The organism is Streptomyces sp. CNS606, from assembly GCF_000426325.1.
In genome coordinates this window covers 139,312-159,923 of record NZ_AUFD01000010.1, presented here as the reverse complement: position 1 = coordinate 159,923, position 20,612 = coordinate 139,312, and the positions used below count along the sequence as shown (strand labels likewise).

Below are 20,612 nucleotides of genomic sequence, written 5' to 3'. Positions count from 1 at the left end.
GCCCTGTCAGGACCCGTCCCCACGGCCTAGCGGCCGGGGGAGACCACAGTTCACTGAAGAAGCGAAGGCCAATACCGTGCGTACGTACAGCCCCAAGCCCGGCGACGTTCAGCGCCAGTGGCACGTCATCGACGCGCAGGACGTCGTCCTGGGCCGGCTCGCCACTCAGGCCGCCACCCTTCTGAGGGGTAAGCACAAGCCGGTTTACGCGCCCCACGTCGACACTGGTGACTTCGTCATCGTCATCAACGCCGACAAGGTGCACCTGTCCGGCAACAAGCGGACCCAGAAGATGGCCTACCGCCACTCCGGCTACCCGGGCGGTCTGCGGTCCGTCCGCTACGACGAGCTGCTGGAGAAGAGCCCCGAGAAGGCCGTCGAGAAGGCCGTCAAGGGCATGCTCCCGAAGAACACCCTGGGCCGCCAGATGCTCTCGAAGCTGAAGGTCTACGCGGGTGACCAGCACCCGCACGCGGCCCAGCAGCCCGTTCCGTTCGAGATCAGCCAGGTCGCGCAGTAAGTCCGGCCACCCCTTACGACGAAGAGAATCTGAGGAGAATCGTGGCCGAGACCACCCCTGAGGCCCCTGTCGAGGACGTGCAGGAGTACACCACCGAGACCCCCGAGGCCCCGGCGGAGTACACCTCCGAGTCCCTGGCGTCCAGCTTCGGCGAGCCGCAGCCGGCCGCCGGCACCGGCCGCCGCAAGAACGCCATCGCCCGCGTCCGGATCATCCCGGGCAGCGGCAAGTGGAAGATCAACGGTCGCACCCTCGAGGGCTACTTCCCCAACAAGGTGCACCAGCAGGAAGTCAACGAGCCCTTCAAGGTGCTCGAGCTCGACGACCGCTACGACGTCGTGGCCCGCATCGCGGGCGGCGGCATCTCCGGTCAGGCCGGTGCGCTGCGCCTCGGCGTGGCCCGTGCCCTCAACGAGGCGGACGTGGACAACAACCGCGGCCCGCTCAAGAAGGCCGGCTTCCTGACCCGTGACGCCCGCGCCGTCGAGCGCAAGAAGGCCGGTCTGAAGAAGGCCCGTAAGGGCACGCAGTACAGCAAGCGCTGACGCCCGCGCTGGCTGGAGCCGCCCTGCAGACGCCCCGTCGGCACCTCGGTGCCGACGGGGCGTCCGTCGTACGGGCGTACGGCCGGGGCGTGGGACGGAGGCGTACGGGGCGGACATCGGACATCGGTGGCGGAGCGGCGAGGCTCCGGCACCGCGAACGCGGAGGAACACACGTGGGACGACTCTTCGGTACGGACGGGGTGCGCGGCGTCGCCAACGAGGACCTGACGGCCGAGATGGCACTCGGCCTGTCGGTCGCGGCGGCGCACGTGCTCGCCGAGGCGGGGACGTTCGAGGGGCACCGCCCGGTGGCGGTGGTCGGACGGGACCCGCGTGCGTCCGGGGAGTTCCTGGAGGCCGCCGTGGTGGCCGGGCTGGCCAGCGCCGGCGTCGACGTGCTGCGGGTCGGCGTGCTGCCGACGCCCGCGGTCGCCTACCTCACCGGCTCGCTCGGCGCGGACCTCGGCGTGATGCTCTCCGCCAGCCACAACCCGATGCCGGACAACGGCGTCAAGTTCTTCGCGCGCGGCGGTCACAAGCTCGCGGACGAGCTCGAGGACCGTATCGAGACGAAGTACCGCGAGCACGCCTCCGGTGAGCCGTGGGACCGTCCCACCGGGGCCGGCGTGGGCCGCGTCCGCGACTACGACGAGGGCTTCGACAACTACGTCGCCCACCTCGTCGGCGTCCTCCCCAACCGCCTCGACGGCCTCAAGGTCGTCATCGACGGCGCGCACGGCGCGGCCGCCCGCGTCTCGCCCGAGGCGTTCGCCCGGGCCGGGGCGGAGGTCGTCGTCACGCTCGGCACCGAGCCCGACGGCCTCAACATCAACGACGAGTGCGGCTCCACGCACCTGGACGGCCTGCGTGCCGCCGTCGCCGCGCACGGCGCGGACCTGGGCGTCGCGCACGACGGAGACGCCGACCGCTGCCTGGCCGTCGACGCCGACGGCAACGAGATCGACGGCGACCAGATCCTCGCCGTCCTCGGCCTCGCCATGAAGGAGGCCGGCACCCTGCGCGGCGGGACCGTGGTCGCCACCGTCATGTCCAACCTCGGCTTCAAGCTGGCGATGAAGCGGGAGGGCGTCGAGCTCGTCCAGACCGCCGTCGGCGACCGCTACGTGCTGGAGGAGATGAAGCGGAACGGCTTCTCGCTGGGCGGCGAGCAGTCCGGCCACGTCATCGTCCTGGACCACGCCACCACCGGCGACGGCACGCTGACCGGCCTGCTGCTGGCCGCCCGCGTCGCGGCCACCGGCCGTACGCTGACCGACCTCGCGTCCGTCATGGAACGGCTCCCGCAGGTGCTGGTCAACGTGCGGGACGTGGACAAGTCCCGCGTCGGCACGTCGGCCGAGCTCGCGACGGCCGTCCAGGAGGCCGAGCGCGAGCTGGGCGAGACCGGGCGCGTGCTGCTGCGGTCCTCCGGCACGGAGCCGCTGGTGCGCGTCATGGTCGAGGCTCCCGAGCTGGACGTCGCCCGCGACGTCGCCGACCGTCTCGCCGACGCCGTCAAGCGCTCCCTCGGCTGACGTGTCCGGCTGACGTCTCCGCCTGGCGCCTTGCTCGCCGACGCCCCACGTGCGGAGCGCGGCGCCTCGACACTCCGACACCCCCTTCCCGCTCGGCGGGAAGGGGGTGTCGGTCGTCCTGCGGCCCTTGCCGTCCAGCCCGGCGAAGCGGCCCCGTCGCGGGATCGGTGCGCGCCCCGGCCCCCAGTGCCGTGACCGGAAAGGTTCACCGGCTCGCGATGCCTGGCACGGCACCTGACCCCCGTGGCCCTTCGGGCACGGGGGTGCCCCACCGTTGTCGCCTCGCGCGAGTACGGACGGGTACGAGCTGCGGTCCTCCGCCTTGCGATGCGTCCCCACGGTCCTGGCGGACCTGGGCAGACCCCCCTGCACCGGACGCCGCGAGTCTCCCGGCAGACCTTCCTGGCCACAGCACCAGACGGCGGCCCTGGAGTGCCCGCGACGGCGGCACCTCGCCCGCCCGCGCCGTGTGCCGCCGCGAGGCGAAGACGCTGTCCGCCGGCCGCTCCCCGCTGCGGGCCGGATGTTCGTCTGCGGCGCCCGGCCGGAGCGGGAAGGGGCCCCGGCTCGTCGCCCCCGCCCGGGGCGTGCGCAAAGGTCGGGCAAATCCGGCTTCGATGAGAAATGTCAGTGGCAGGAGTCACAGTTGTGGAGAGTGGGTGCCACCCGGGCGCCCACGGAGCACAAGGGACCACGCCATGAGTTACGCGATCCAGGCCGAGGGCCTGGCCAAGCGGTTCAAGGAGACGGAGGCGCTCGCCGGTGTGGACCTGGCGGCCCGCACCGGGACGGTGCTCGGCCTGCTGGGCCCCAACGGCGCCGGAAAGACGACCGCCGTCCGCATCTTCGCGACACTGCTCCGCCCCGACGCCGGCCGGGCCACGGTCGCCGGCCACGACGTGGTGCGCGAGGCCGGCCTCGTCCGCTCGCTCGTCGGACTCACCGGCCAGTACGCCGCCGTCGACGAGAACCTCACGGGCACGGAGAACCTGCTCCTCATCGGCCGCCTCCTCGGCATATCGCGGCGTGAGGCGAAGGCGCGGGCCGCCGAGCTCCTGGAGCGGTTCCAGCTGAGCGACGCGGCCGGCCGCGCCGTGAAGACGTTCTCCGGCGGCATGCGCAGGCGCCTCGACCTGGCGGCCAGCCTCGTCGGCAGGCCGCGGATCCTCTTCCTCGACGAGCCGACCACCGGCCTCGACCCGCACAGCCGCGGAGAGCTGTGGGACATGCTGCGCGGTCTGGTGGCCGAGGGCGTCACCGCGCTGCTCACCACCCAGTACCTGGAGGAGGCCGACCGGCTCGCCGACGAGATCGTGGTCATCGACAAGGGCCGCGTCATCGCCGACGGCACGCCGGACGAGCTGAAGTCGGCCGTCGGCGGGCAGGTGCTCCAGCTGCGGCCCGTGCAGGCCTCCGACCTGGCCACCGCCGCCGCCCTGGTCGCCGAGGCGGCCGGTCCGCAGACCCAGATCGAGGGCGAGGTCATCACCGCGCCGGTGATGGAGCCGGAGCTGATGCCGGCCGTGGTGCGCCGGCTGGACCAGGAGGGGATCGCCGTCGGAGAGCTGGCGCTGCGCCGCTCCTCCCTGGACGAGGTGTTCCTGGCGCTCACCGGCCACCGTGCCGAGCCGGAGACGCCCGAGGACGAGGAAGCCGCCGACGAGGAGTCCCTCGCCGAGCCCGTGGAGAGTGCGTCATGACCGCTGCGACGATCACCGCGCCGCTGACCAAGACCGGCCGGGTGCGTCCGGTGGCCGCCGTGCGGCAGACCGGCACCATGGCCTGGCGCAGCCTGGTCTCGGTGAAGCACAACCCGCTCGAACTGGTCGACTACAGCATCACGCCGATCATGTTCGTGTTCCTGTTCACCTACGTGTTCGGCGGCCAGATGGCCGGTTCGCCGGAGGAGTACCTCCAGTACGCGCTGCCCGGCATCATCGTGCAGAACACCCTGTTCATGTCGATGTACACGGCCATGTCCCTGAACAGCGACCTCACCAAGGGCGTCTTCGACCGGCTGCGCAGCCTGCCCATCGCACGGTCCGCGCCGCTGTTCGGGCGGATCACCGCCGACCTGGCGAAGCAGCTGTGGGCGATGGTGCTGATGATCGGGCTCGGCGCGGCGCTCGGATTCCGGATCACCACGGGGGTGGGCGGCTTCCTCGGCGCGGCACTGCTGCTGATGGTGTTCGCGGCCGCCGTGTCCTGGAGTGCGGTGCTGATCGGCATGCTCGCGGGCGACCCGGAGAAGGTGCAGGTCTTCGCGTTCACGCTGATCTTCCCGATCACCTTCACCTCCAGCGCGTTCGTGCGGGTGGAGACCATGCCGGGCTGGCTCCAGGCGTGGGTGGACATCAACCCGGTGACGCATCTCTCCGACGCGTTCCGCGGGCTGCTGGTCGGCGGCGAGGTCGGCCAGCCGGTGATGTGGTCGCTGGTGTGGGCGGCGGCGATCGCCGCGGTCTTCATCCCCCTCGCCATGCGCGCCTACCGCTCGCAGGCGTGACCGCCGTCCGCGTGACGCTTCCCTCATTCACCCACGGGCGTGGGGAAAGGGTGTACGCATGCGCGGACTTCCACTACGTTTCCCTCACTCGCGACGCTCCTGGGGGGAGACATGCTCCACGTGCCCATCCCGCGCATGCGGCTGCGCCGCGGCCGTACGGACGTCGCCGGGCCGCCGCCCGGCCCGCCCGGCCCGTACGGCCCCAGCGCGGTCTACGACGAGATCGCCGCCGAACTCCCGGACGAGGACCTGTCGGAGGATCTCTCCGACACGCTCGACCTCTACCGCAGCGGCAGCAAGCCGCGCTGCGAGGAGGCCGAGTACCGGGACCTCATACAGGACGCCGTCGACCGGATGTCACGCGAGGGGTGACCGGCGGGCGGTCCGCCGCAACGTAGGCTGCTGCGCATGTGCGGAATCGTCGGTTACGTGGGAGGGCAGTCCGCCCTCGATGTGGTCATCGCCGGCCTGCGCCGGCTGGAGTACCGGGGCTACGACTCGGCCGGTGTGGCGGTGCTCGCCGACGGCGGGCTGGCCGCGGCGAAGAAGGCGGGCAAGCTCGCCAACCTGGAGAAGGAGCTGAGCGACCGGCCGCTGCCGAGCGGCCCCGCGGGCGTCGGCCATACGCGCTGGGCCACCCACGGCGGTCCCACCGACGCCAACGCGCATCCGCACCTGGACAACGCCGGGCGCGTCGCCGTCGTGCACAACGGCATCATCGAGAACTTCGCCCTGCTCCGGGAGGAGCTGGCCGAGCGCGGCCACGAGCTGCTGTCCGAGACCGACACCGAGGTCGTCTCGCACCTGCTCGCCGAGTGCTTCTCCGCCAGCGGCGACCTCGCCGAGGCCATGCGGCAGGTGTGCCGCCGCCTGGAGGGGGCGTTCACGCTCGTCGCCGTCTCCGCCGACGACCCGGACGTCGTGGTCGGCGCCCGGCGCAACTCGCCGCTGGTCGTCGGCGTCGGCGACGGCGAGAACTTCCTCGCCTCCGACGTCGCCGCGTTCATCGCCCACACCCGCGAAGCCATCGAGCTGGGTCAGGACCAGGTCGTGGAGCTGCGCCGGGAGGGTGTCACGGTCACCGACTTCGACGGCGCCACCGCGGACGTGCGCCGCTACCACGTCGACTGGGACGCCTCCGCCGCCGAGAAGGGCGGCTACGACTACTTCATGCTGAAGGAGATCGCCGAGCAGCCCAAGGCGGTCGCCGACACCCTGCTCGGCCGCATCGACGCGGCCGGCGAGCTGCGGCTGGACGAGGTGCGCATCCCGGACTCGGTGCTGCGCGAGATCGAGAAGGTCGTCATCGTCGCCTGCGGCACCGCGTTCCACGCGGGAATGATCGCCAAGTACGCGATCGAGCACTGGACGCGCATCCCCTGCGAGACCGAGCTGGCCAGCGAGTTCCGCTACCGCGACCCGATCATGGACTCGCGGACGCTGGTGATCGCCATCAGCCAGTCCGGCGAGACCATGGACACGCTGATGGCCCTGCGGCATGCCCGCGAGCAGGGCGCGAAGGTCCTCGCCATCTGCAACACCAACGGCTCGACGATCCCGCGCGAGTCCGACGCCGTGCTCTACACGCACGCCGGCCCCGAGGTCGCGGTCGCCTCCACCAAGGCCTTCCTCACCCAGCTCGTCGCCTGCTACCTGGTGGCCCTCTACCTGGGCCAGGTGCGCGGCACCAAGTGGGGCGACGAGGTCCTCGCCGTCATCAAGGAACTCTCCGCCATGGGCACCCATGTCGAGGAGGTCCTCACCACCATGGAGCCCGTGCGGGAGCTGGCGCGCGGCCTGGCCGACAAGAACACCGTGCTGTTCCTCGGCCGCCACGTCGGCTACCCCGTCGCCATGGAGGGCGCGCTCAAGCTCAAGGAGCTCGCCTACATGCATGCCGAGGGATTCGCCGCCGGCGAGCTGAAGCACGGGCCGATCGCCCTGATCGAGGAGGACCTGCCGGTCGTCGTGGTGGTCCCCTCACCGCGTGGCCGTTCCGTCCTGCACGACAAGATCGTCTCCAACATCCAGGAGATCCGCGCCCGCGGCGCCCGCACGATCGTCATCGCCGAGGAGGGCGACGCGACGGTCCGCCCGTACGCCGACCACCTCATCGAGATCCCGCAGACGCCGACCCTGCTCCAGCCGCTGGTCGCCACGGTGCCGCTGCAGGTCTTCGCCTGCGAACTGGCCACCGCCCGCGGCAACGAGGTGGACCAGCCGCGCAACCTGGCGAAGTCCGTGACGGTGGAGTGACGGTCGGCGGGCGGGCATGATCATCGGGGTGGGCATCGACGTCGCGGAGATCGACCGGTTCGCGGCCGCGCTGAAACGCACGCCGCAGCTCGCGGACCGGCTCTTCGTCGACGCCGAACGGACGTTGCCGGACGGCGACCCGCGCGGTGTCGCCTCGCTGGCCGCGCGCTTCGCGGCCAAGGAGGCCCTCGCCAAGGCCCTCGGCGCGCCGCGGGGCCTGCGCTGGACGGACGCGGAGGTCGTCGTCGCCGATTCCGGGCAGCCCTCCCTCGTGGTTCGGGGCACCGTCGCCGCCCGCGCCGCCGAACTCGGCGTCCGGCACTGGCACGTGTCTCTCAGCCACGATGCGGGCGTCGCCTCCGCCGTTGTCGTCGCCGAGGGCTGAGCCGGTCCCGTTCACGCGTCGGCCCGGCCGGGCGGGTGGCTTCGAGGGCGCGTGCCGACGCGTCCCAGCGGTCACACTGGGACGCATGAGGACTGCGTACGGCGTGGAGAGTGTGCGGGCGGCCGAGCGGGAGTTGATGGCTCAGCTGCCGGAGGGGGCGCTGATGCGGCGCGCGGCGGCCGGGCTGGCGGCGGCCTGCGCGGGCCTGCTGCACCGGAACTACGGTGCGCGTGTGGTGCTGCTCGTCGGCAGCGGCGACAACGGCGGCGACGCGTTGTACGCCGGCGCGCGGCTGGCGCGGCGCGGCGCCGGGGTGACGGCCGTACTCCTCGCACCGGACCGGGCGCACCCCGGCGGACTCGCCGCCCTCCGCGCCGCGGGCGGCCGTACGACGGGCCCGGACGCGGCCGGAACGGCGGTCGCGCGAGCCGACCTCGTCGTGGACGGCATCGTGGGCATCGGCGGCACGGGCGGCCTCCGTCCCGACGCGGAGGCGCTGGTGCGGCGCGTCGAGGAGGCCGGGGTGCCGGTGGTGGCGGTGGACCTGCCCAGCGGGGTGGACGCCGGCAGCGGGGAGGCGCGCGGCGCGACCGTACGGGCGGCTGCCACCGTGACGTTCGGCGCGTACAAGCCGGGCCTGCTGGTCGACCCGGCCGCCGGGCACGCGGGCGCGCTGCGGCTGGTGGACATCGGTCTCGGCCCGCACCTGCCGGAACGTCCCGAACTGGAGGCGCTCCAGCACGCCGACGTGGCCGCGTTGCTGCCGCGGCCGTCCGCGGAGAGCGACAAGTACCGGCGTGGCGTCGTCGGCCTGGTCGCGGGCTCCGCCCGCTACCCGGGGGCGGCGGTGCTGGCCGTCGCGGGAGCCCTGCGCGGCGGCGCCGGTGCGGTGCGGTACGTCGGTCCGGCCGCCGACGACGTGGTGCGGCGGTTTCCGGAGACGCTGGTGTCGGACGCGGCCCCCTCCAAGGCGGGCCGGGTGCAGGCGTGGGTGATCGGGCCGGGCCTCGGCGACGGCTCGGGACCGCGCGGCGCGCTGGAGGACGTACTGGAGTCGGACGTCCCGGTCCTCGTGGACGCGGACGGGCTGCGGCTGCTCGATCCCGCCGCGGTGCGGCGCCGCGCGGCGCCGACCCTGCTGACCCCGCACGCCGGCGAGGCGGCCGCCCTGCTGGGCGCGACCCGCGTGGAGGTCGAGGCCGGACGTCTGAAGGCCGTGCGCGAACTGGCGTCCCGGTTCGGCGTGACGGCTCTGCTGAAGGGCTCGACGACTCTGGTCGCCACACCGGACGGCGCCGACCCGGTACGCGTCAACCCCACCGGCACGCCGCGCCTCGCCACGGCGGGGACGGGTGACGTGCTGTCCGGTCTGATCGGCTCGCTGCTGGCGGCGGGTCTCGCTCCGCGTGACGCCGCGGCCTGCGGCGCCTATCTCCACGGCCTCGCCGGCCGCCTCGCCCCCATCCCGCCGTCCGCCGGCGACGTCGCCGCCGCCCTCCCCCGGGCCTGGGCCGACGTCTTCTGACCCGCCCGTGCCGCCCGCCGGGGTTGCTCCCGGCGGGGGAAAGGCGGGCCGCAGCGGGGTGAACGCGGGGAACTCCGCGCACGGCGGACGCGGGGTGCGGGAGGGGTGGGGCGTGCACTCGACGAACCCACGCAAGCGCCCACGTCTCCGCGCGGCCCTGCTGGCCGCCCTGACCGCCCTGCCCCTGGTTCTCGCCGGCGGCGCCGCGACCGCCGCACCCGGCGACGGCCCGATGCCCCGCGGCCACGTGCCCGAGGCCGACCTCGTGCCCGGCTACCCCCTGCCGGAGAAGCAGCCGTACCAGCGGGGCACACCCGACCAGGGCTCCTTCCCGCCGAGCACCGCCGAGGACGGTCCGGCCGGCTCGGCCGCCCCGGAGGGCTCCACGCGGGCCCGCCCCACGCCCCGCACGCCGGGTGCCGAGTACGCCGTGCGGAGTTCGCTGATCGAGTACGTGCCGCCGGGCGAGCAGATCCGCGCGGACGAGCCGAAGCCGAAACTGCCGCCGTGCACCGCGTCGACCGGCCCGTACCAGCTCTTCGTGGAGCGCTACCTGGGGCTGGAGGAGGACGGCGTGCAGTCGAAGGCCGACTGCAGGGCGATCCAGGAGTGGCAGACGAAGGTCGGCATCTACCCCAACAGCGGCTTCGCGGGGCCGGTCACCTGGAAGGTGATGACGCTCCGCTGGGCGCGCGCCCACCCCGAGAAGCTGCGCGGCTGTCCGCGCCGCGAAGGCGTCGTGGCATGCCTGGACCTGAGCCGGCAGATCATGTGGGTGCGGGACGGGGACCGGATGATCTACGACCCGGTCCCGATCCGCAGCGGCAAGCCGGGCTACGAGACCCGCACCGGCTGGCACGACGTCTACCTGCGGGTGCGCCACGAGCACTCGACGTTGTACGACTCGCCGATGCCGTTCAGCCAGTACTTCGACGGCGGGCAGGCACTGCACGGCGTGTACGACGACCTCTACACCGGTCCCGGCTCGCACGGCTGCGTCAACCTCCGCTACGAGGACGCGGAACGGCTGTGGCAGGTGCTGGGCAAGGGCGACCGGATCTACGTGTGGGGCGCCAAGCCCGAGCGCTGACGCCGCCGGGAGCCGTCGGGTGCGGCTCCTGAGAGACTGGGCGCGTGAACGACACGGACCTCACGCCGCTCCCGGCACCGTCCCCGCCGCCGGCGGGCACCAGGCGCGCCCGCGCCGAGATCGACCTCGGCGCGGTGCGCGCCAACGTGCGTGCGCTGCGCGGGTACGCGGCGGGCGGCGCGGGCCTGATGGCGGTGCTGAAGTCCGACGGGTACGGGCACGGCGCCGTGCCGTGTGCCCGGGCCGCACGGCAGGCGGGCGCGTCCTGGCTGGGCACGGCCACCCCCGAGGAGGCGCTGGCGCTGCGCGCGGCGGGTGACACCGGCCGCATCCTGTGCTGGCTGTGGACGCCGGGCGGCCCGTGGCGGGAGGCGATCGAGGCCGACCTGGACGTGTCGGCGAGCGGCCGCTGGGCGCTGGAGGAGATCCGCGCCGCCGCCCGCGCCTCCGGCGTCGCCGCCCGCGTGCAGCTCAAGGCCGACACCGGGCTGGGCCGCAACGGCTGCCAGCCCGCCGACTGGCCGGACCTGGTGTCCGCCGCCCGTGCCGCCGAGGTCGAGGGCACGGTGCGGGTCACCGGCGTCTGGTCGCACTTCGCCTGCGCCGACGAACCCGGCCACCCCTCCATCGCCCTGCAACTCGCCGCCTTCCGGGAGGCGCTGGCGACCGCCGCCCGGGCCGGGCTGGACCCGGAGGTGCGGCACCTGGCCAATTCGCCGGCCACGCTGACGCTGCCCGCGTCGCACTTCGACCTCGTACGGTCCGGGGTCTCGGTGTACGGCCTGTCGCCGTCGCCGGAGGTGGGCGTCGCCGCGGACCTCGGGCTGCGCCCGGCGATGACGTTCAGCGCGTCGCTGGCGAACGTCAAGCGGGTGCCGGGCGGGCACGGCGTCTCGTACGGGCACACGTACACCACTCCGGGCGCCACGACGCTCGCGCTGGTCCCGACCGGCTACGCCGACGGCGTGCCCCGGCACGCCTCGGGCACCGGTCCGGTGCTGGTCGCCGGGAAGCTGCGGACGGTGGCCGGGCGGGTGGCCATGGACCAGTTCGTCGTCGACCTCGGAGGGGACAGCGCGCAGGCGGGGGACGAGGCGGTGCTCTTCGGGCCCGGCGACCGGGGCGAGCCGACCGCCGAGGACTGGGCCCGCGCGGTGGGCACCATCGGGTACGAGATCGTCACCCGCATCGGCACCCGCGTGCCCCGCGTGCACGTGCACGCTCAGGCGCCGGAGGCCGCCGAGCCGGGCGCGACCGAGCCGGTCGGGGGCTGAGGGCGATGGCCGAGGGGGCGGGGGGCACCGTCGTGCGCCCGGCAGGCTGGGCGCGCCGGGCCGGCATCGCGGGCGCGGTGGTCGGCGTGGTCGCCGCCGGGTTCGCGGCGGAGCGGCTGACGGTCAACCGGGCCGTACGCCGCCGCGCGCGGCTCGCCCTGGACGCCTCCGGGCCGTACGGCACGCTGCGGGGCACCCCCGGCACGGCGTGGACGGACGACGGCGTGGAGCTCCACTACGAGACCGACGAGCCGGACTCGCCGGTCCCGGGCGCCCCCACGGTGATCTTCACCCACGGCTACTGCCTGGACCAGGACTCCTGGCACTTCCAGCGCGCCGCGCTCCGCGCCGCCGGCACGCACCGGTGCGTCTACTGGGACCAGCGCGGCCACGGCAGGTCCGGCCGCGGCGCGGAAGGCCGCCCGGTGAGCATCGACCGGCTCGGCCACGACCTGCGGTCCGTCCTGGACGCGGCCGTTCCGGACGGGCCGGTGGTGCTGGTCGGCCACTCCATGGGCGGCATGTCGGTCATGGCGCTGGCCGAGCACCACGCGGAGTACGTCGCCGCGCGGGTGGCCGGCGTGGCGCTGCTCAGCACCTCGGCGGGCGAACTGGGCGAGGTCACCTACGGGCTGCCGGCCGCCGGGGTACGCGCCGCGCGGCGGCTGGCGCCGGGGATGCTGCGGGCGATGGCGGCGCAGAGCGCCCTGGTGGAACGCGGCCGGCAGGCGGCCTCCGACGCCTTCGCCTCCCTGGTGCGCCGCTACTCCTTCGGCAGTCCGGCGGACGCGGACCCGGCGGTGGCCCGGTTCGTGGAACGGATGATCGAGTCGGTGCCGGTCGATGTGGTCGCCGAGTTCTATCCCGCCTTCGCCGCTCACGAGAAGACGACGGCGCTCGCGGCCTTCGGGCACGTCCCGGCGCTGGTGCTGGCGGGCGACCGCGACCAGCTCACGCCGTTCCCGCACAGCGAGCGCATCGCCGCCGCGCTGCCCGCCGGGACGACGGAGCTGGTGGCCGTCGAGGAGGCCGGGCACCTGGTTCCGCTGGAGCGGCCCGAGGTGGTCGACGCGCACCTCGCCGCGCTGCTGGCGCGTACCATCCGGACCCATGGAAGCACCGCAGCACAGCGCCCCCCGGCCGCACGCCGTACGGGCCGCGCACACCGTCGAGATCGAGACCGCTGACCGGATGCGGGAGCTGGGCCGGCGGCTGGCGAAGCTGCTGCGGGCCGGCGATCTGGTGCTGCTGACCGGCGAGCTGGGGGCGGGCAAGACCACGCTGGCGCGCGGCCTCGGCGAGGGGCTGGGCGTGCGCGGCGCGGTGACCTCGCCGACGTTCGTGATCGCGCGTGTCCACCCCTCGCTGTCCGACGGGCCGCCGCTGGTGCACGTGGACGCATACCGGCTGGGCGGCGGCCTGGAGGAGATGGAGGACCTCGACCTGGACGTCTCGCTGCCGGAGTCGGTGGTGGTCGTGGAGTGGGGCGAGGGCAAGGTCGAGGAGCTGACCGACGACCGGCTGCACGTCGTCATCGCACGCACGCTGGGCGCCGGGGCGCAGGAGGCGGACGCCGAGGCGGACGACGTGCGCCGGGTCGCCGTCACCGCGGTGGGCGGGCGCTGGTCGGGGGAGGACCTGACCCTCCTGGGCTGAACGGGCGACGTGCACCCGGTGAAGGTTTCCGACAACGCGTCGGGAAGAGGTTGCGCAGGTGGGCGCGCCCGTGGTCCCATGGAGGCCCAGAGCTGGTTAGGTCAGCCTAACTTCCGGAGGTGTCCATGTCGGCAGAGGAGCGGGTCCGCCCCCGTGCGTGGCACCAGTCGCCGTCCATGAGCGAGCTGCTCGCGTCGTGCGCCGCCGCCGACGCGGTCTCCCGGCCGCCGCGCACGCCCGACGCCCCTGCGGCGGAAGCCGAGCAGGAGGCGGGCACCGCGCGTCCGGCCGTGCCGCAGGTGCGTCGCGACGCGGCCTGAGCTTCGCCCGTTCGGGTGGTTTCCGCCTGTCCCCGCGCACGTGCTCCACGTGCTCCCCGCGCCTGCGGTGCCGTGCCGCCGCCCGCGCCCGACCGTCAGGGAACGACGACCACCGGGGTGCCCGGGGTGGCGAACCGCCACATGGCCTCGCCGTCCGCGGTGCGTTCCCGGATGCCGCCGGTCTTCTGTGCCGGGTCCGGCTCCGGGCGGGAGCCGTCCGCCGCGGCGCTGAAGCCCACGACCGTCCCGTCCGCGTACCCGAAGATCACCACGTTCTCGATCGGCACGCCGTCGGTGCCGGTGACCTGCGCCGTGCGCGAGGTCACCTCGTACGCGTCCGGCTCCGGGTCCACCGTGCCCGGCCAGACCTCGTACGTGCGGGAGACCCGTTCGTTGGCGCCGACCAGCCACACGCGGTCGCGCCGCAGCGAGTAGACGACGCGTTCCCCGGTGCCGGAGTCGGCAGGCAGGGCGCGTTCGGACTCCTTGCGGTCCAGGGCGGACGCGCTGGGGGTGGGGGAGCCGTTCGCCCCGGTGCTCGGGCCGTTCGGGGTCGTGCGCCCGTCGTCCTGGGCGGCGGCCGCCTGGTAGGCGAGGAAGGACACCACAGCGAAGGCGAGCGCGGTGAGAACCGCGACGAAAGTCCCCGCGCTGCGGCCGCTGTTGCCTGTCACCGGCTGCCACCCTCCGTCTGCCTGCGTTCGCCAGCGGCCCGACGTTAGCAGTGCGCGCGGGCGGCGCGCCCCCGGGCGTGGCCGAGAGCCCGGACCCCGGGGCGGGAGGGCTCCGTTCGGGCGCTGTTCCCGGCGCCGTTCGGGCCCGGTACGGCGGGACCCGCGCGCCGCGGAACCGGGCCGGCCGCCACCCGTGCCACAGTGGCGCGTCCCGTTCCGGTCGTCCCGGGAGGCGACGTGCCGACGCGCGGCGCGACCCGGGGACTCCCGCGACCGCGGGAGTCCGTGTCGGAGCCGGTCGGGGCGGGTGAGGACCGGTCGGGGCCGGGGCGAGGAGGCGCAGCGCATGGCAGCCGGGTCCGGCACCCCTTCTCCGTCGCCCGGCCCCCGCCCGGGCCCCGGCGCCGCGACGGGCGCGGTCGACGACCCTCTCGCCCTGGTGCGCAGCCGCCGCTACGCGGTGCTGCTGGTGGCGTCGGCCCTGCTCGGAGTGCCGGTCTGTGCGGCGGCGTTCGGGTTCCTCGCGCTGACGGAGAGCCTCCAGCACGTGCTGTGGAAGGACCTGCCGGAAGCCCTGGGCCTGGCCGGTACCCCGCTGTGGTGGCCGCTGCCGCTGCTCGCGGTCGGCGGCCTGTGCGCGGGCCTGGCCATCCGCCACCTGCCGGGGAACGGCGGTCACGAGCCCTCCGCCGGCTTCGCGCCGGGTGCCCCGCCGCGTGCGGTCGAGCTGCCGGGCATCGTGCTGGCCGCGCTGGCGTCGCTCTCCTTCGGCGCGGTGCTCGGGCCGGAGGCGCCGCTGCTCGCACTGGGCGCCGGACTGGCCGCGAACGCCGTACGCCTGGCCCGCCGTGATCCGGCACCGCAGGCGGGCACCGTGCTCGGCGCAGCGGGGAGCTTCGCGGCCGTCAGCTCCCTGCTCGGCTCGCCGCTGCTGGGCGCGTTCCTGCTGATGGAGGCATCCGGGCTGGCCGGGGCGATGCTGGGGCCGGTGCTGGTGCCCGGCCTGCTCGCGGCCGGAGTCGGCTCGCTGCTCTTCGTCGGCCTCGGGTCCTGGACCGGGCTCGGCACCTACGCGCTGGAACTGACCGACGTACCCCCGGCCCAGGACCCGACCGTTCCCGAGTTCGGCTACGCGGTCCTGACCGGTGTCGTCGCCGCCCTGGCCTGCGCGGTCGTCCGCAGGGTCGCCGTCCGGGTGCGCCGGTGGATCGAGCCCCGGCGGGTGACCGGCACGGTCTGCCTCGGCCTGGCCGTCGGCGCCGTCGCCGTCGGCTATGCGGCGGGTACGGACCGGGAGGCGAGCGAGGTGCTCTACTCCGGGCAGTCCGCGCTCAGCCCGCTGCTGGCGGACGCCGCCGGTTACTCGGCGGCCACCCTGGCGCTGCTGCTGGTGTGCAAGACGGTCATGTACGCGCTGTGCCTCGCCGGTTTCCGGGGCGGGCCGGTGTTCCCCGCGATGTTCGTCGGCGCCGCCGGCGGGCTGCTCCTCGCCCACCTGCCGGGACTGTCCCCGCTGTCCGGCTTCGCCATCGGCATCGGCGCCATGGGAACCGCCATGCTCCGGCTGCCCCTGACCTCGGTCCTCCTGGCGACCCTGCTGCTCGGGAAGGCCGGGCTGACGGTGATGCCGCTGGTGATCGTCGCGGTGGTCACGGCCTACGTCGGCACCGCCGTGCTCAGCCCTCCCGGGACGGCGGGGGACACCGCGGACCGCTGAGTGCGCGAAGTGATCCACCGCCCTGCCTCAGCCCGCCTCCGGGTCTCGCTCCCGGAGCCCCGCGCGCCGCCGGAAGGGGCCCGTCCGCGGGACGTGGCACCCGTGCGCGCCCCGGCGCCGGCCCGGCCCGCGCGGCGCTCCCGCAAGCCCTGACGCGCACGTCCACCCCGGAGACGTGGTACGGGAGGCCGACCGATCGGCCGTAGGCTGGCATCGTGCTGCTGCTCGCTCTGGACACCGCCACGCCCGCCGTCACCGTCGCCCTGCACGACGGTGCGCAGGTACTCGCCCGCGCCGACCAGGTCGACGCCCGCCGCCACGGGGAGCTGCTGCTCCCCTCCGTGGACCGGGTGCTCCGTGAGGCGGAGCGCACCCTCGCCGACGTCACGCACATCGTGGCCGGTGTCGGGCCCGGCCCGTACACCGGCCTCCGGGTCGGGCTGGCCACCGCCGAGGCGTTCGGCGCGGCCCTCGGCGTACCCGTGCACGGCCTGTGCACGCTGGACGGCATCGCCTACGCGGCCGGTCTGGACACCCCGTTCGTGGTGGCGACCGACGCCCGCCGCAAGGAGGTGTACTGGGCGCACTACGCCGACGCCCGTACCCGGCGGAGCGAACCGTCCGTGGACCGCCCGGCGGACATCGCGGACGCCGTGGCGGGCGTGCCCGCCGCCGGCGCGGGCGCCCGCCTGTACGCCGACACCTTCACCGCCGTACGCGAGGACCTGCCCGCACACGTGTCGGCCGCGGCGCTGGCCGGGCTGGCGGCGGAGCTGCTGACCGCCGACCCCGGCGGCGGCACCGGGTTCCGGCCGACGCGCCCGCTGTACCTGCGGCGGCCGGACGCGCAGGTGCCCAAGAACTACAAGGTGGTCACCCCCCGGTGAGCACCCGGAACGCACGCCCCGCCGAGACCCGGAAGCCCCCGGGCGACGCCCCGACGTCCGGCGCCGGCACCCCTGGCGGCACCGCTGAGGGCACCGGAACGACGCGGGGGCAGACGCCGGCGGAGCCGGTCGCCCTGCGCGAGATGCGGTGGTGGGACATCGAGGCCGTGCTCGGGCTGGAACGGGCACTCTTCCCGCAGGACGCCTGGTCGGCGGGCATGTTCTGGTCGGAGCTGGCGCACGCGCGCGGCCCGCACGCCACCCGCCGCTATCTGGTCGCCGCCGCACCCGGTGGCGGCCTCGCCGGCTACGGCGGGCTCGCCGCCGTCGACGGGGTCGGCGACATCCAGACCATCGGCGTGCTTCCCGCCCACGAGGGCACCGGGCTCGGCTCCCGGCTGCTCACCGCACTGCTGGACGCCGCCGAGGGCGCGTTCGGCTGCCGCAGCGTCATGCTGGAGGTGCGTGTCGACAACCCGCGCGCCCAGCGCCTGTACGAGCGCTTCGGCTTCGAGACCATCGGCGTCCGCCGCGGCTACTACCAGCCCGGCAACGTCGACGCCTACGTGATGCGGCGCCACCGCGATCCCGCGCCGCGCGACGCGCACGACGAGACCCAAGGAAGCCGCCATGGCTGACGAGCCCCTAGTCCTCGGTATCGAGACCTCCTGCGACGAGACCGGTGTCGGCGTCGTCCGCGGGCACACGCTGCTCGCGGACGCCATCGCCTCCAGCGTGGACGAACACGCGCGGTTCGGCGGCGTGGTGCCCGAGGTCGCCAGCCGCGCCCACCTGGAGGCGATGGTGCCGACCGTCGAGCGGGCGCTGAAGGAGGCCGGCGTGTCCGCCCGCGACCTCGACGGCGTCGCCGTCACCGCCGGTCCGGGCCTCGCCGGGGCGCTGCTCGTCGGCGTCTCGGCCGCCAAGGCGTACGCCTACGCGCTCGGCAAGCCGCTGTACGGGGTGAACCACCTCGCCTCGCACATCTGCGTCGACCAGCTGGAGCACGGCGCGCTGCCGGAGCCGACGATGGCGCTGCTGGTCTCCGGCGGCCACTCCTCGCTGCTGCTCGCCCCGGACATCACCTCCGACGTGCGGCCGCTGGGCTCGACCATCGACGACGCGGCCGGCGAGGCGTTCGACAAGGTCGCCCGCATCCTGCACCTCGGCTTCCCCGGCGGCCCGGTCATCGACCGGTACGCGCGTGAGGGCGACCCGCGGGCAGTCGCGTTCCCGCGCGGGCTCACCGGCCCGCGCGACGCGCCCTACGACTTCTCCTTCTCGGGCCTGAAAACGGCCGTCGCCCGCTGGATCGAGGCGAAGCGCAACGCGGGCGAGGACGTGCCCGTCGCGGACGTGGCCGCGTCCTTCCAGGAGGCGGTCACCGACGTGCTGACCCGCAAGGCGATCCGCGCCTGCAAGGACGAGGGCGTCGACCATCTGATGATCGGCGGCGGCGTCGCGGCCAACACCCGGCTGCGGGCGATGGCCGAGGAGCGCTGCGCGGACGCCGGCATCACGCTCCGCGTGCCACGGCCCAAGCTGTGCACGGACAACGGCGCGATGGTCGCCGCGCTCGGCGCGGAGATGGTCGCCCGGAACCGGGCGGCGTCCGACTGGGATCTGCCCGCCGACTCCTCCCTGCCCGTCACGGAACCGCATGTTCCGGGCCGGGACGGGCAAGGGGACGGCGAGGACGGCCACGACCACGCTCACGGGCCCCACGGCCACGCTCACGGTCACCGCCACGACCACGACCACGTGCACGAACTGAGCAGGAAGAACCTGTACGCATGACCGTCGCGCTGATGTGGGAGGCCAAGGCCGTCGAGGGCCGCGGCGACGAGCTGCTCTCCTGGGCCCGTCACCAGGTGCTCTCTCCGGCGCCGCTGCGCCGCGAGACCTACCGCGCGCCCGGCGACCGGGTGCTCGTCATCGCCTGGTGGCACGCGGGCTACGACGCGGACCTCCCCGAAGTACCCGAACCACCGGCCGAGCTGACGGCCCGCCCGGTGCACCGCTGGCGCTTCGAGCAGGTCCAGCCCGCCTGACGGCCCACCACCTCGGGGTGGTGCGCAGCCGGGCGGGCCGGGCTCGTGCGGCTCAGGTCATCAGGCGCCGCGCCGGTCGAGCAGCCTGTGCACGCCGTGCAGGAGCATGAACGGCAGGAAGGCCAGCAGCGGCCCCCATGCCAGCAGGTACGTCCAGAAGACGCCGGTCGTGAGCGGCGACGGCAGGGCGTCGTCCTCCACGGCCGGTGCCGCGTCGAGGGCGTAGCAGTTCGAGGCGTAGTCGTCCTCCGGTATGTCGCCGACGTAGCGGACGAGGCGGTCCAGCCGGTCGGGCATGTCCAGGTCGGACGCGGTCCGGGCCGGACCGAACGGCTCCTCCACGTCCAGCGGAACGTCCCAGAGCAGCGTGTCGTCGATCGGAGTGCCGCAGTTGGTGACCGCGATGTCGCCGCCCACGGGGTCGGCGAACGCGTAGACGCCGGTGCGGCCGGTCGTGAACCGGAGTTCCTCGGCGAAGACCGGCAGGTCGCCGTTGCTCGCGGCGTGCGAGAGGTTCGGGATCTCGACGACGTACATCGGCACGTCGAGACCTGCGATCCGCTTCTCCAGCCGTGACCGGTCGGCCTCGGACAGGGTGCTGGGGCTCTCCGGGTCGCTGTAGACCGGGGCCTGTGCCAGCCCCTGGGCGACACGCTGCACGCGGGCGTCCAGGTCCGCCCGGGTGGGCATGGTGTCCGGCTTCCAGCTCCCGCCGCTCAGGAGGAACACGGTGCCGGCGAGGAGCGCCGTGCCGAGCCCCACGCAGGCGTAGCCGATCCGCGCGTGCAGCCGTTTCGTGGCCGGGTCCCAGGACTTCGGTAGGGGGCCTGAGCCCTTCCTGGCCTTCTTCCGCGCGCCGGAGCGCTGTGCGGCGGCCCCCGCGCGGGCGCGCCGCTCCGTGCGCCGGTTCAGGGTGAGTCCCGCGCAGAGGAAGACCGCCAGCGGGACGCCGATGACGGCGACGGCCGCGAGGGCGATCCGGTCCAGCCGTACGGTGCGGTCGAGGTACTGCTCCTCCGGCCGCGGCTTGCCCGGACCGTGGGCGTTCTCCGCCTGCTGCTTGAGGCGGGCGGCGTCGCCGGAGGTCAGAACGGTGACGAAGCGGTCGAAGAAGTGCTCCGTCCCGGCGTCCTCCGGGGTCTCGTACAGCACGGTGGCCAGCGCGTCCCGCGCCGGGACGTCGACGCCGTACGCCTTCGCCGCGTCCACGCCTTCCTCGTCGAGCAGCACGTACAGGCCGCGTTCGCCCATGCGGGCGTGCACGGCGTCGAGCAGCGCATGGCCCTCGGTGCCGGCGCTGCGGCCGGGCAGCACCGCCACGTATGTGGGGACGCCGGTGCGTTCGGCGATGCGCGCGTATCGCGGCGCGGCCGACCGCGGCACCGCGCGCGGCACCTGGTCGCTGACGTAGACCGGGTTCTTCCGCAACTGCTCGGCCAGGTAGGCGGCCTGGGCGGCGTAGCCGCCCTGCCTCCGGTCGCCGGCGCGCTCGTCGGCGGCGGCCTGCGGAGCGGCCGCGCCGAGCAGCAGCCCGAAGGCCACGAGGGTCAGGGCCACGACACGTCTGAGCAAGATTCCCCCTGAGGTGGGCACAACGGCCCACCATCCTCCCCGCCCGTCGACCGGCGGCGAACAGCGGGCCGGTATGGGGGAGTTCGGCCGTCCCGGCGA

At 74.5% G+C, this 20,612-nt stretch carries 21 protein-coding genes; 19 read left to right on the top strand and 2 right to left on the bottom strand.

The features are described 5' to 3' along the window. Window positions 1-76 precede the first annotated feature (76 nt). From rplM to K304_RS0108215, 14 genes are all read left to right on the top strand, one after another. A complete protein-coding gene (gene rplM / locus K304_RS0108280) occupies window positions 77-520 on the top strand; it encodes a 50S ribosomal protein L13 (RefSeq protein ID WP_027763362.1) in 444 nt (147 codons plus the stop codon). 41 nt (window positions 521-561) lie between these two features. After that, window positions 562-1,065, top strand: coding sequence for a 30S ribosomal protein S9 (gene rpsI / locus K304_RS0108275; protein WP_027763361.1), 504 nt, complete (start codon window positions 562-564; stop codon window positions 1,063-1,065). Between the two features lie 173 nt (window positions 1,066-1,238). Then, complete coding sequence (gene glmM / locus K304_RS0108270) at window positions 1,239-2,600, top strand: phosphoglucosamine mutase (RefSeq protein WP_027763360.1); 1,362 nt, start codon at window positions 1,239-1,241, stop codon at window positions 2,598-2,600. A gap of 698 nt (window positions 2,601-3,298) precedes the next feature. Next, window positions 3,299-4,300: a daunorubicin resistance protein DrrA family ABC transporter ATP-binding protein gene (locus K304_RS0108265; protein ID WP_027763359.1), complete on the top strand. Its 1,002-nt coding sequence runs from the start codon at window positions 3,299-3,301 to the stop codon at window positions 4,298-4,300. Next, the gene (locus K304_RS0108260; RefSeq protein ID WP_027763358.1) at window positions 4,297-5,106 is read left to right on the top strand and encodes an ABC transporter permease; all 810 of its coding nucleotides are present in this window, start codon (window positions 4,297-4,299) and stop codon (window positions 5,104-5,106) included. The genes K304_RS0108265 and K304_RS0108260 overlap by 4 nt, the downstream gene beginning before the upstream one ends. 111 nt (window positions 5,107-5,217) lie before the next feature. Beyond that, a complete protein-coding gene (locus tag K304_RS0108255; RefSeq protein ID WP_037789575.1) occupies window positions 5,218-5,478 on the top strand; it encodes a hypothetical protein in 261 nt (86 codons plus the stop codon). Window positions 5,479-5,514: 36 nt separating this feature from the next. Next, complete coding sequence (gene glmS, locus K304_RS0108250; protein ID WP_027763356.1) at window positions 5,515-7,362, top strand: glutamine--fructose-6-phosphate transaminase (isomerizing); 1,848 nt, start codon at window positions 5,515-5,517, stop codon at window positions 7,360-7,362. A 16-nt stretch (window positions 7,363-7,378) separates the two neighbouring features. Continuing rightward, window positions 7,379-7,747, top strand: coding sequence for a holo-ACP synthase (locus tag K304_RS0108245; protein WP_027763355.1), 369 nt, complete (start codon window positions 7,379-7,381; stop codon window positions 7,745-7,747). 85 nt (window positions 7,748-7,832) lie between these two features. Next, a complete protein-coding gene (locus tag K304_RS0108240) occupies window positions 7,833-9,272 on the top strand; it encodes a bifunctional ADP-dependent NAD(P)H-hydrate dehydratase/NAD(P)H-hydrate epimerase (RefSeq protein ID WP_027763354.1) in 1,440 nt (479 codons plus the stop codon). Window positions 9,273-9,384: 112 nt separating this feature from the next. Continuing rightward, complete coding sequence (locus K304_RS0108235; RefSeq protein WP_486591603.1) at window positions 9,385-10,362, top strand: L,D-transpeptidase; 978 nt, start codon at window positions 9,385-9,387, stop codon at window positions 10,360-10,362. A 44-nt stretch (window positions 10,363-10,406) separates the two neighbouring features. Beyond that, on the top strand, window positions 10,407-11,636 hold the full coding sequence (gene alr, locus K304_RS0108230) for an alanine racemase (RefSeq protein WP_051308122.1): 1,230 nt from the start codon (window positions 10,407-10,409) through the stop codon (window positions 11,634-11,636). Window positions 11,637-11,641: 5 nt separating this feature from the next. Then, window positions 11,642-12,823 (top strand): alpha/beta fold hydrolase, encoded by a 1,182-nt coding sequence (locus K304_RS28010; RefSeq protein ID WP_051308120.1) that lies wholly within the window; start codon window positions 11,642-11,644, stop codon window positions 12,821-12,823. Then, the gene (gene tsaE / locus K304_RS0108220) at window positions 12,747-13,292 is read left to right on the top strand and encodes a tRNA (adenosine(37)-N6)-threonylcarbamoyltransferase complex ATPase subunit type 1 TsaE (RefSeq protein WP_027763351.1); all 546 of its coding nucleotides are present in this window, start codon (window positions 12,747-12,749) and stop codon (window positions 13,290-13,292) included. The genes K304_RS28010 and tsaE overlap by 77 nt, the downstream gene beginning before the upstream one ends. A gap of 125 nt (window positions 13,293-13,417) precedes the next feature. Further along, window positions 13,418-13,612, top strand: a complete 195-nt coding sequence (locus tag K304_RS0108215; RefSeq protein ID WP_027763350.1) for a hypothetical protein — start codon at window positions 13,418-13,420, stop codon at window positions 13,610-13,612. 95 nt (window positions 13,613-13,707) lie between these two features. Here the strand turns inward: K304_RS0108215 and K304_RS0108210 are convergent, their stop codons facing one another. Beyond that, the gene (locus K304_RS0108210) at window positions 13,708-14,286 is read right to left on the bottom strand and encodes a hypothetical protein (protein ID WP_027763349.1); all 579 of its coding nucleotides are present in this window, start codon (window positions 14,284-14,286) and stop codon (window positions 13,708-13,710) included. A 346-nt stretch (window positions 14,287-14,632) separates the two neighbouring features. Here K304_RS0108210 and K304_RS28005 point away from each other — a divergent pair, with 346 nt between their 5' ends. The 5 genes from K304_RS28005 to K304_RS0108185 all read left to right on the top strand — a co-directional run bounded on the left by K304_RS28005 (window position 14,633) and on the right by K304_RS0108185 (window position 18,941). Beyond that, the gene (locus K304_RS28005) at window positions 14,633-16,003 is read left to right on the top strand and encodes a chloride channel protein (protein ID WP_051308118.1); all 1,371 of its coding nucleotides are present in this window, start codon (window positions 14,633-14,635) and stop codon (window positions 16,001-16,003) included. Window positions 16,004-16,218: 215 nt separating this feature from the next. After that, window positions 16,219-16,890, top strand: coding sequence for a tRNA (adenosine(37)-N6)-threonylcarbamoyltransferase complex dimerization subunit type 1 TsaB (gene tsaB / locus K304_RS0108200; RefSeq protein ID WP_027763348.1), 672 nt, complete (start codon window positions 16,219-16,221; stop codon window positions 16,888-16,890). Window positions 16,891-17,033: 143 nt separating this feature from the next. Continuing rightward, window positions 17,034-17,528: a ribosomal protein S18-alanine N-acetyltransferase gene (rimI, locus tag K304_RS28000; RefSeq protein ID WP_051308150.1), complete on the top strand. Its 495-nt coding sequence runs from the start codon at window positions 17,034-17,036 to the stop codon at window positions 17,526-17,528. Next, complete coding sequence (gene tsaD / locus K304_RS0108190; protein ID WP_027763347.1) at window positions 17,521-18,687, top strand: tRNA (adenosine(37)-N6)-threonylcarbamoyltransferase complex transferase subunit TsaD; 1,167 nt, start codon at window positions 17,521-17,523, stop codon at window positions 18,685-18,687. The genes rimI and tsaD overlap by 8 nt, the downstream gene beginning before the upstream one ends. Next, window positions 18,684-18,941, top strand: a complete 258-nt coding sequence (locus K304_RS0108185; RefSeq protein WP_027763346.1) for a hypothetical protein — start codon at window positions 18,684-18,686, stop codon at window positions 18,939-18,941. Before tsaD ends, K304_RS0108185 begins: the two co-directional genes overlap by 4 nt. Window positions 18,942-19,001: 60 nt before the next feature. Here K304_RS0108185 and K304_RS27995 read toward each other — a convergent pair whose 3' ends face one another. After that, entirely contained in the window at window positions 19,002-20,513 is a 1,512-nt protein-coding gene (locus K304_RS27995) for a hypothetical protein (protein WP_158687317.1), read from the bottom strand. Window positions 20,514-20,612: the final 99 nt, after the last annotated feature.

What these genes read in the sequence shown, in the direction of transcription:
- K304_RS0108215 (WP_027763350.1), top strand. Translation starts at nt 13,418, where the DNA reads ATGTCGGCAGAGGAGCGGGTCCGCCCCCGTGCGTGGCACCAGTCGCCG.
- K304_RS0108255 (WP_037789575.1), top strand. Translation starts at nt 5,218, where the DNA reads ATGCTCCACGTGCCCATCCCGCGCATGCGGCTGCGCCGCGGCCGTACG.
- K304_RS28010 (WP_051308120.1), top strand. Translation starts at nt 11,642, where the DNA reads ATGGCCGAGGGGGCGGGGGGCACCGTCGTGCGCCCGGCAGGCTGGGCG.
- K304_RS0108265 (WP_027763359.1), top strand. Translation starts at nt 3,299, where the DNA reads ATGAGTTACGCGATCCAGGCCGAGGGCCTGGCCAAGCGGTTCAAGGAG.
- K304_RS28005 (WP_051308118.1), top strand. Translation starts at nt 14,633, where the DNA reads ATGGCAGCCGGGTCCGGCACCCCTTCTCCGTCGCCCGGCCCCCGCCCG.
- K304_RS0108245 (WP_027763355.1), top strand. Translation starts at nt 7,379, where the DNA reads ATGATCATCGGGGTGGGCATCGACGTCGCGGAGATCGACCGGTTCGCG.
- rimI (WP_051308150.1), top strand. Translation starts at nt 17,034, where the DNA reads ATGCGGTGGTGGGACATCGAGGCCGTGCTCGGGCTGGAACGGGCACTC.
- glmS (WP_027763356.1), top strand. Translation starts at nt 5,515, where the DNA reads ATGTGCGGAATCGTCGGTTACGTGGGAGGGCAGTCCGCCCTCGATGTG.
- K304_RS0108240 (WP_027763354.1), top strand. Translation starts at nt 7,833, where the DNA reads ATGAGGACTGCGTACGGCGTGGAGAGTGTGCGGGCGGCCGAGCGGGAG.
- tsaD (WP_027763347.1), top strand. Translation starts at nt 17,521, where the DNA reads ATGGCTGACGAGCCCCTAGTCCTCGGTATCGAGACCTCCTGCGACGAG.
- K304_RS0108260 (WP_027763358.1), top strand. Translation starts at nt 4,297, where the DNA reads ATGACCGCTGCGACGATCACCGCGCCGCTGACCAAGACCGGCCGGGTG.
- K304_RS0108185 (WP_027763346.1), top strand. Translation starts at nt 18,684, where the DNA reads ATGACCGTCGCGCTGATGTGGGAGGCCAAGGCCGTCGAGGGCCGCGGC.
- tsaE (WP_027763351.1), top strand. Translation starts at nt 12,747, where the DNA reads ATGGAAGCACCGCAGCACAGCGCCCCCCGGCCGCACGCCGTACGGGCC.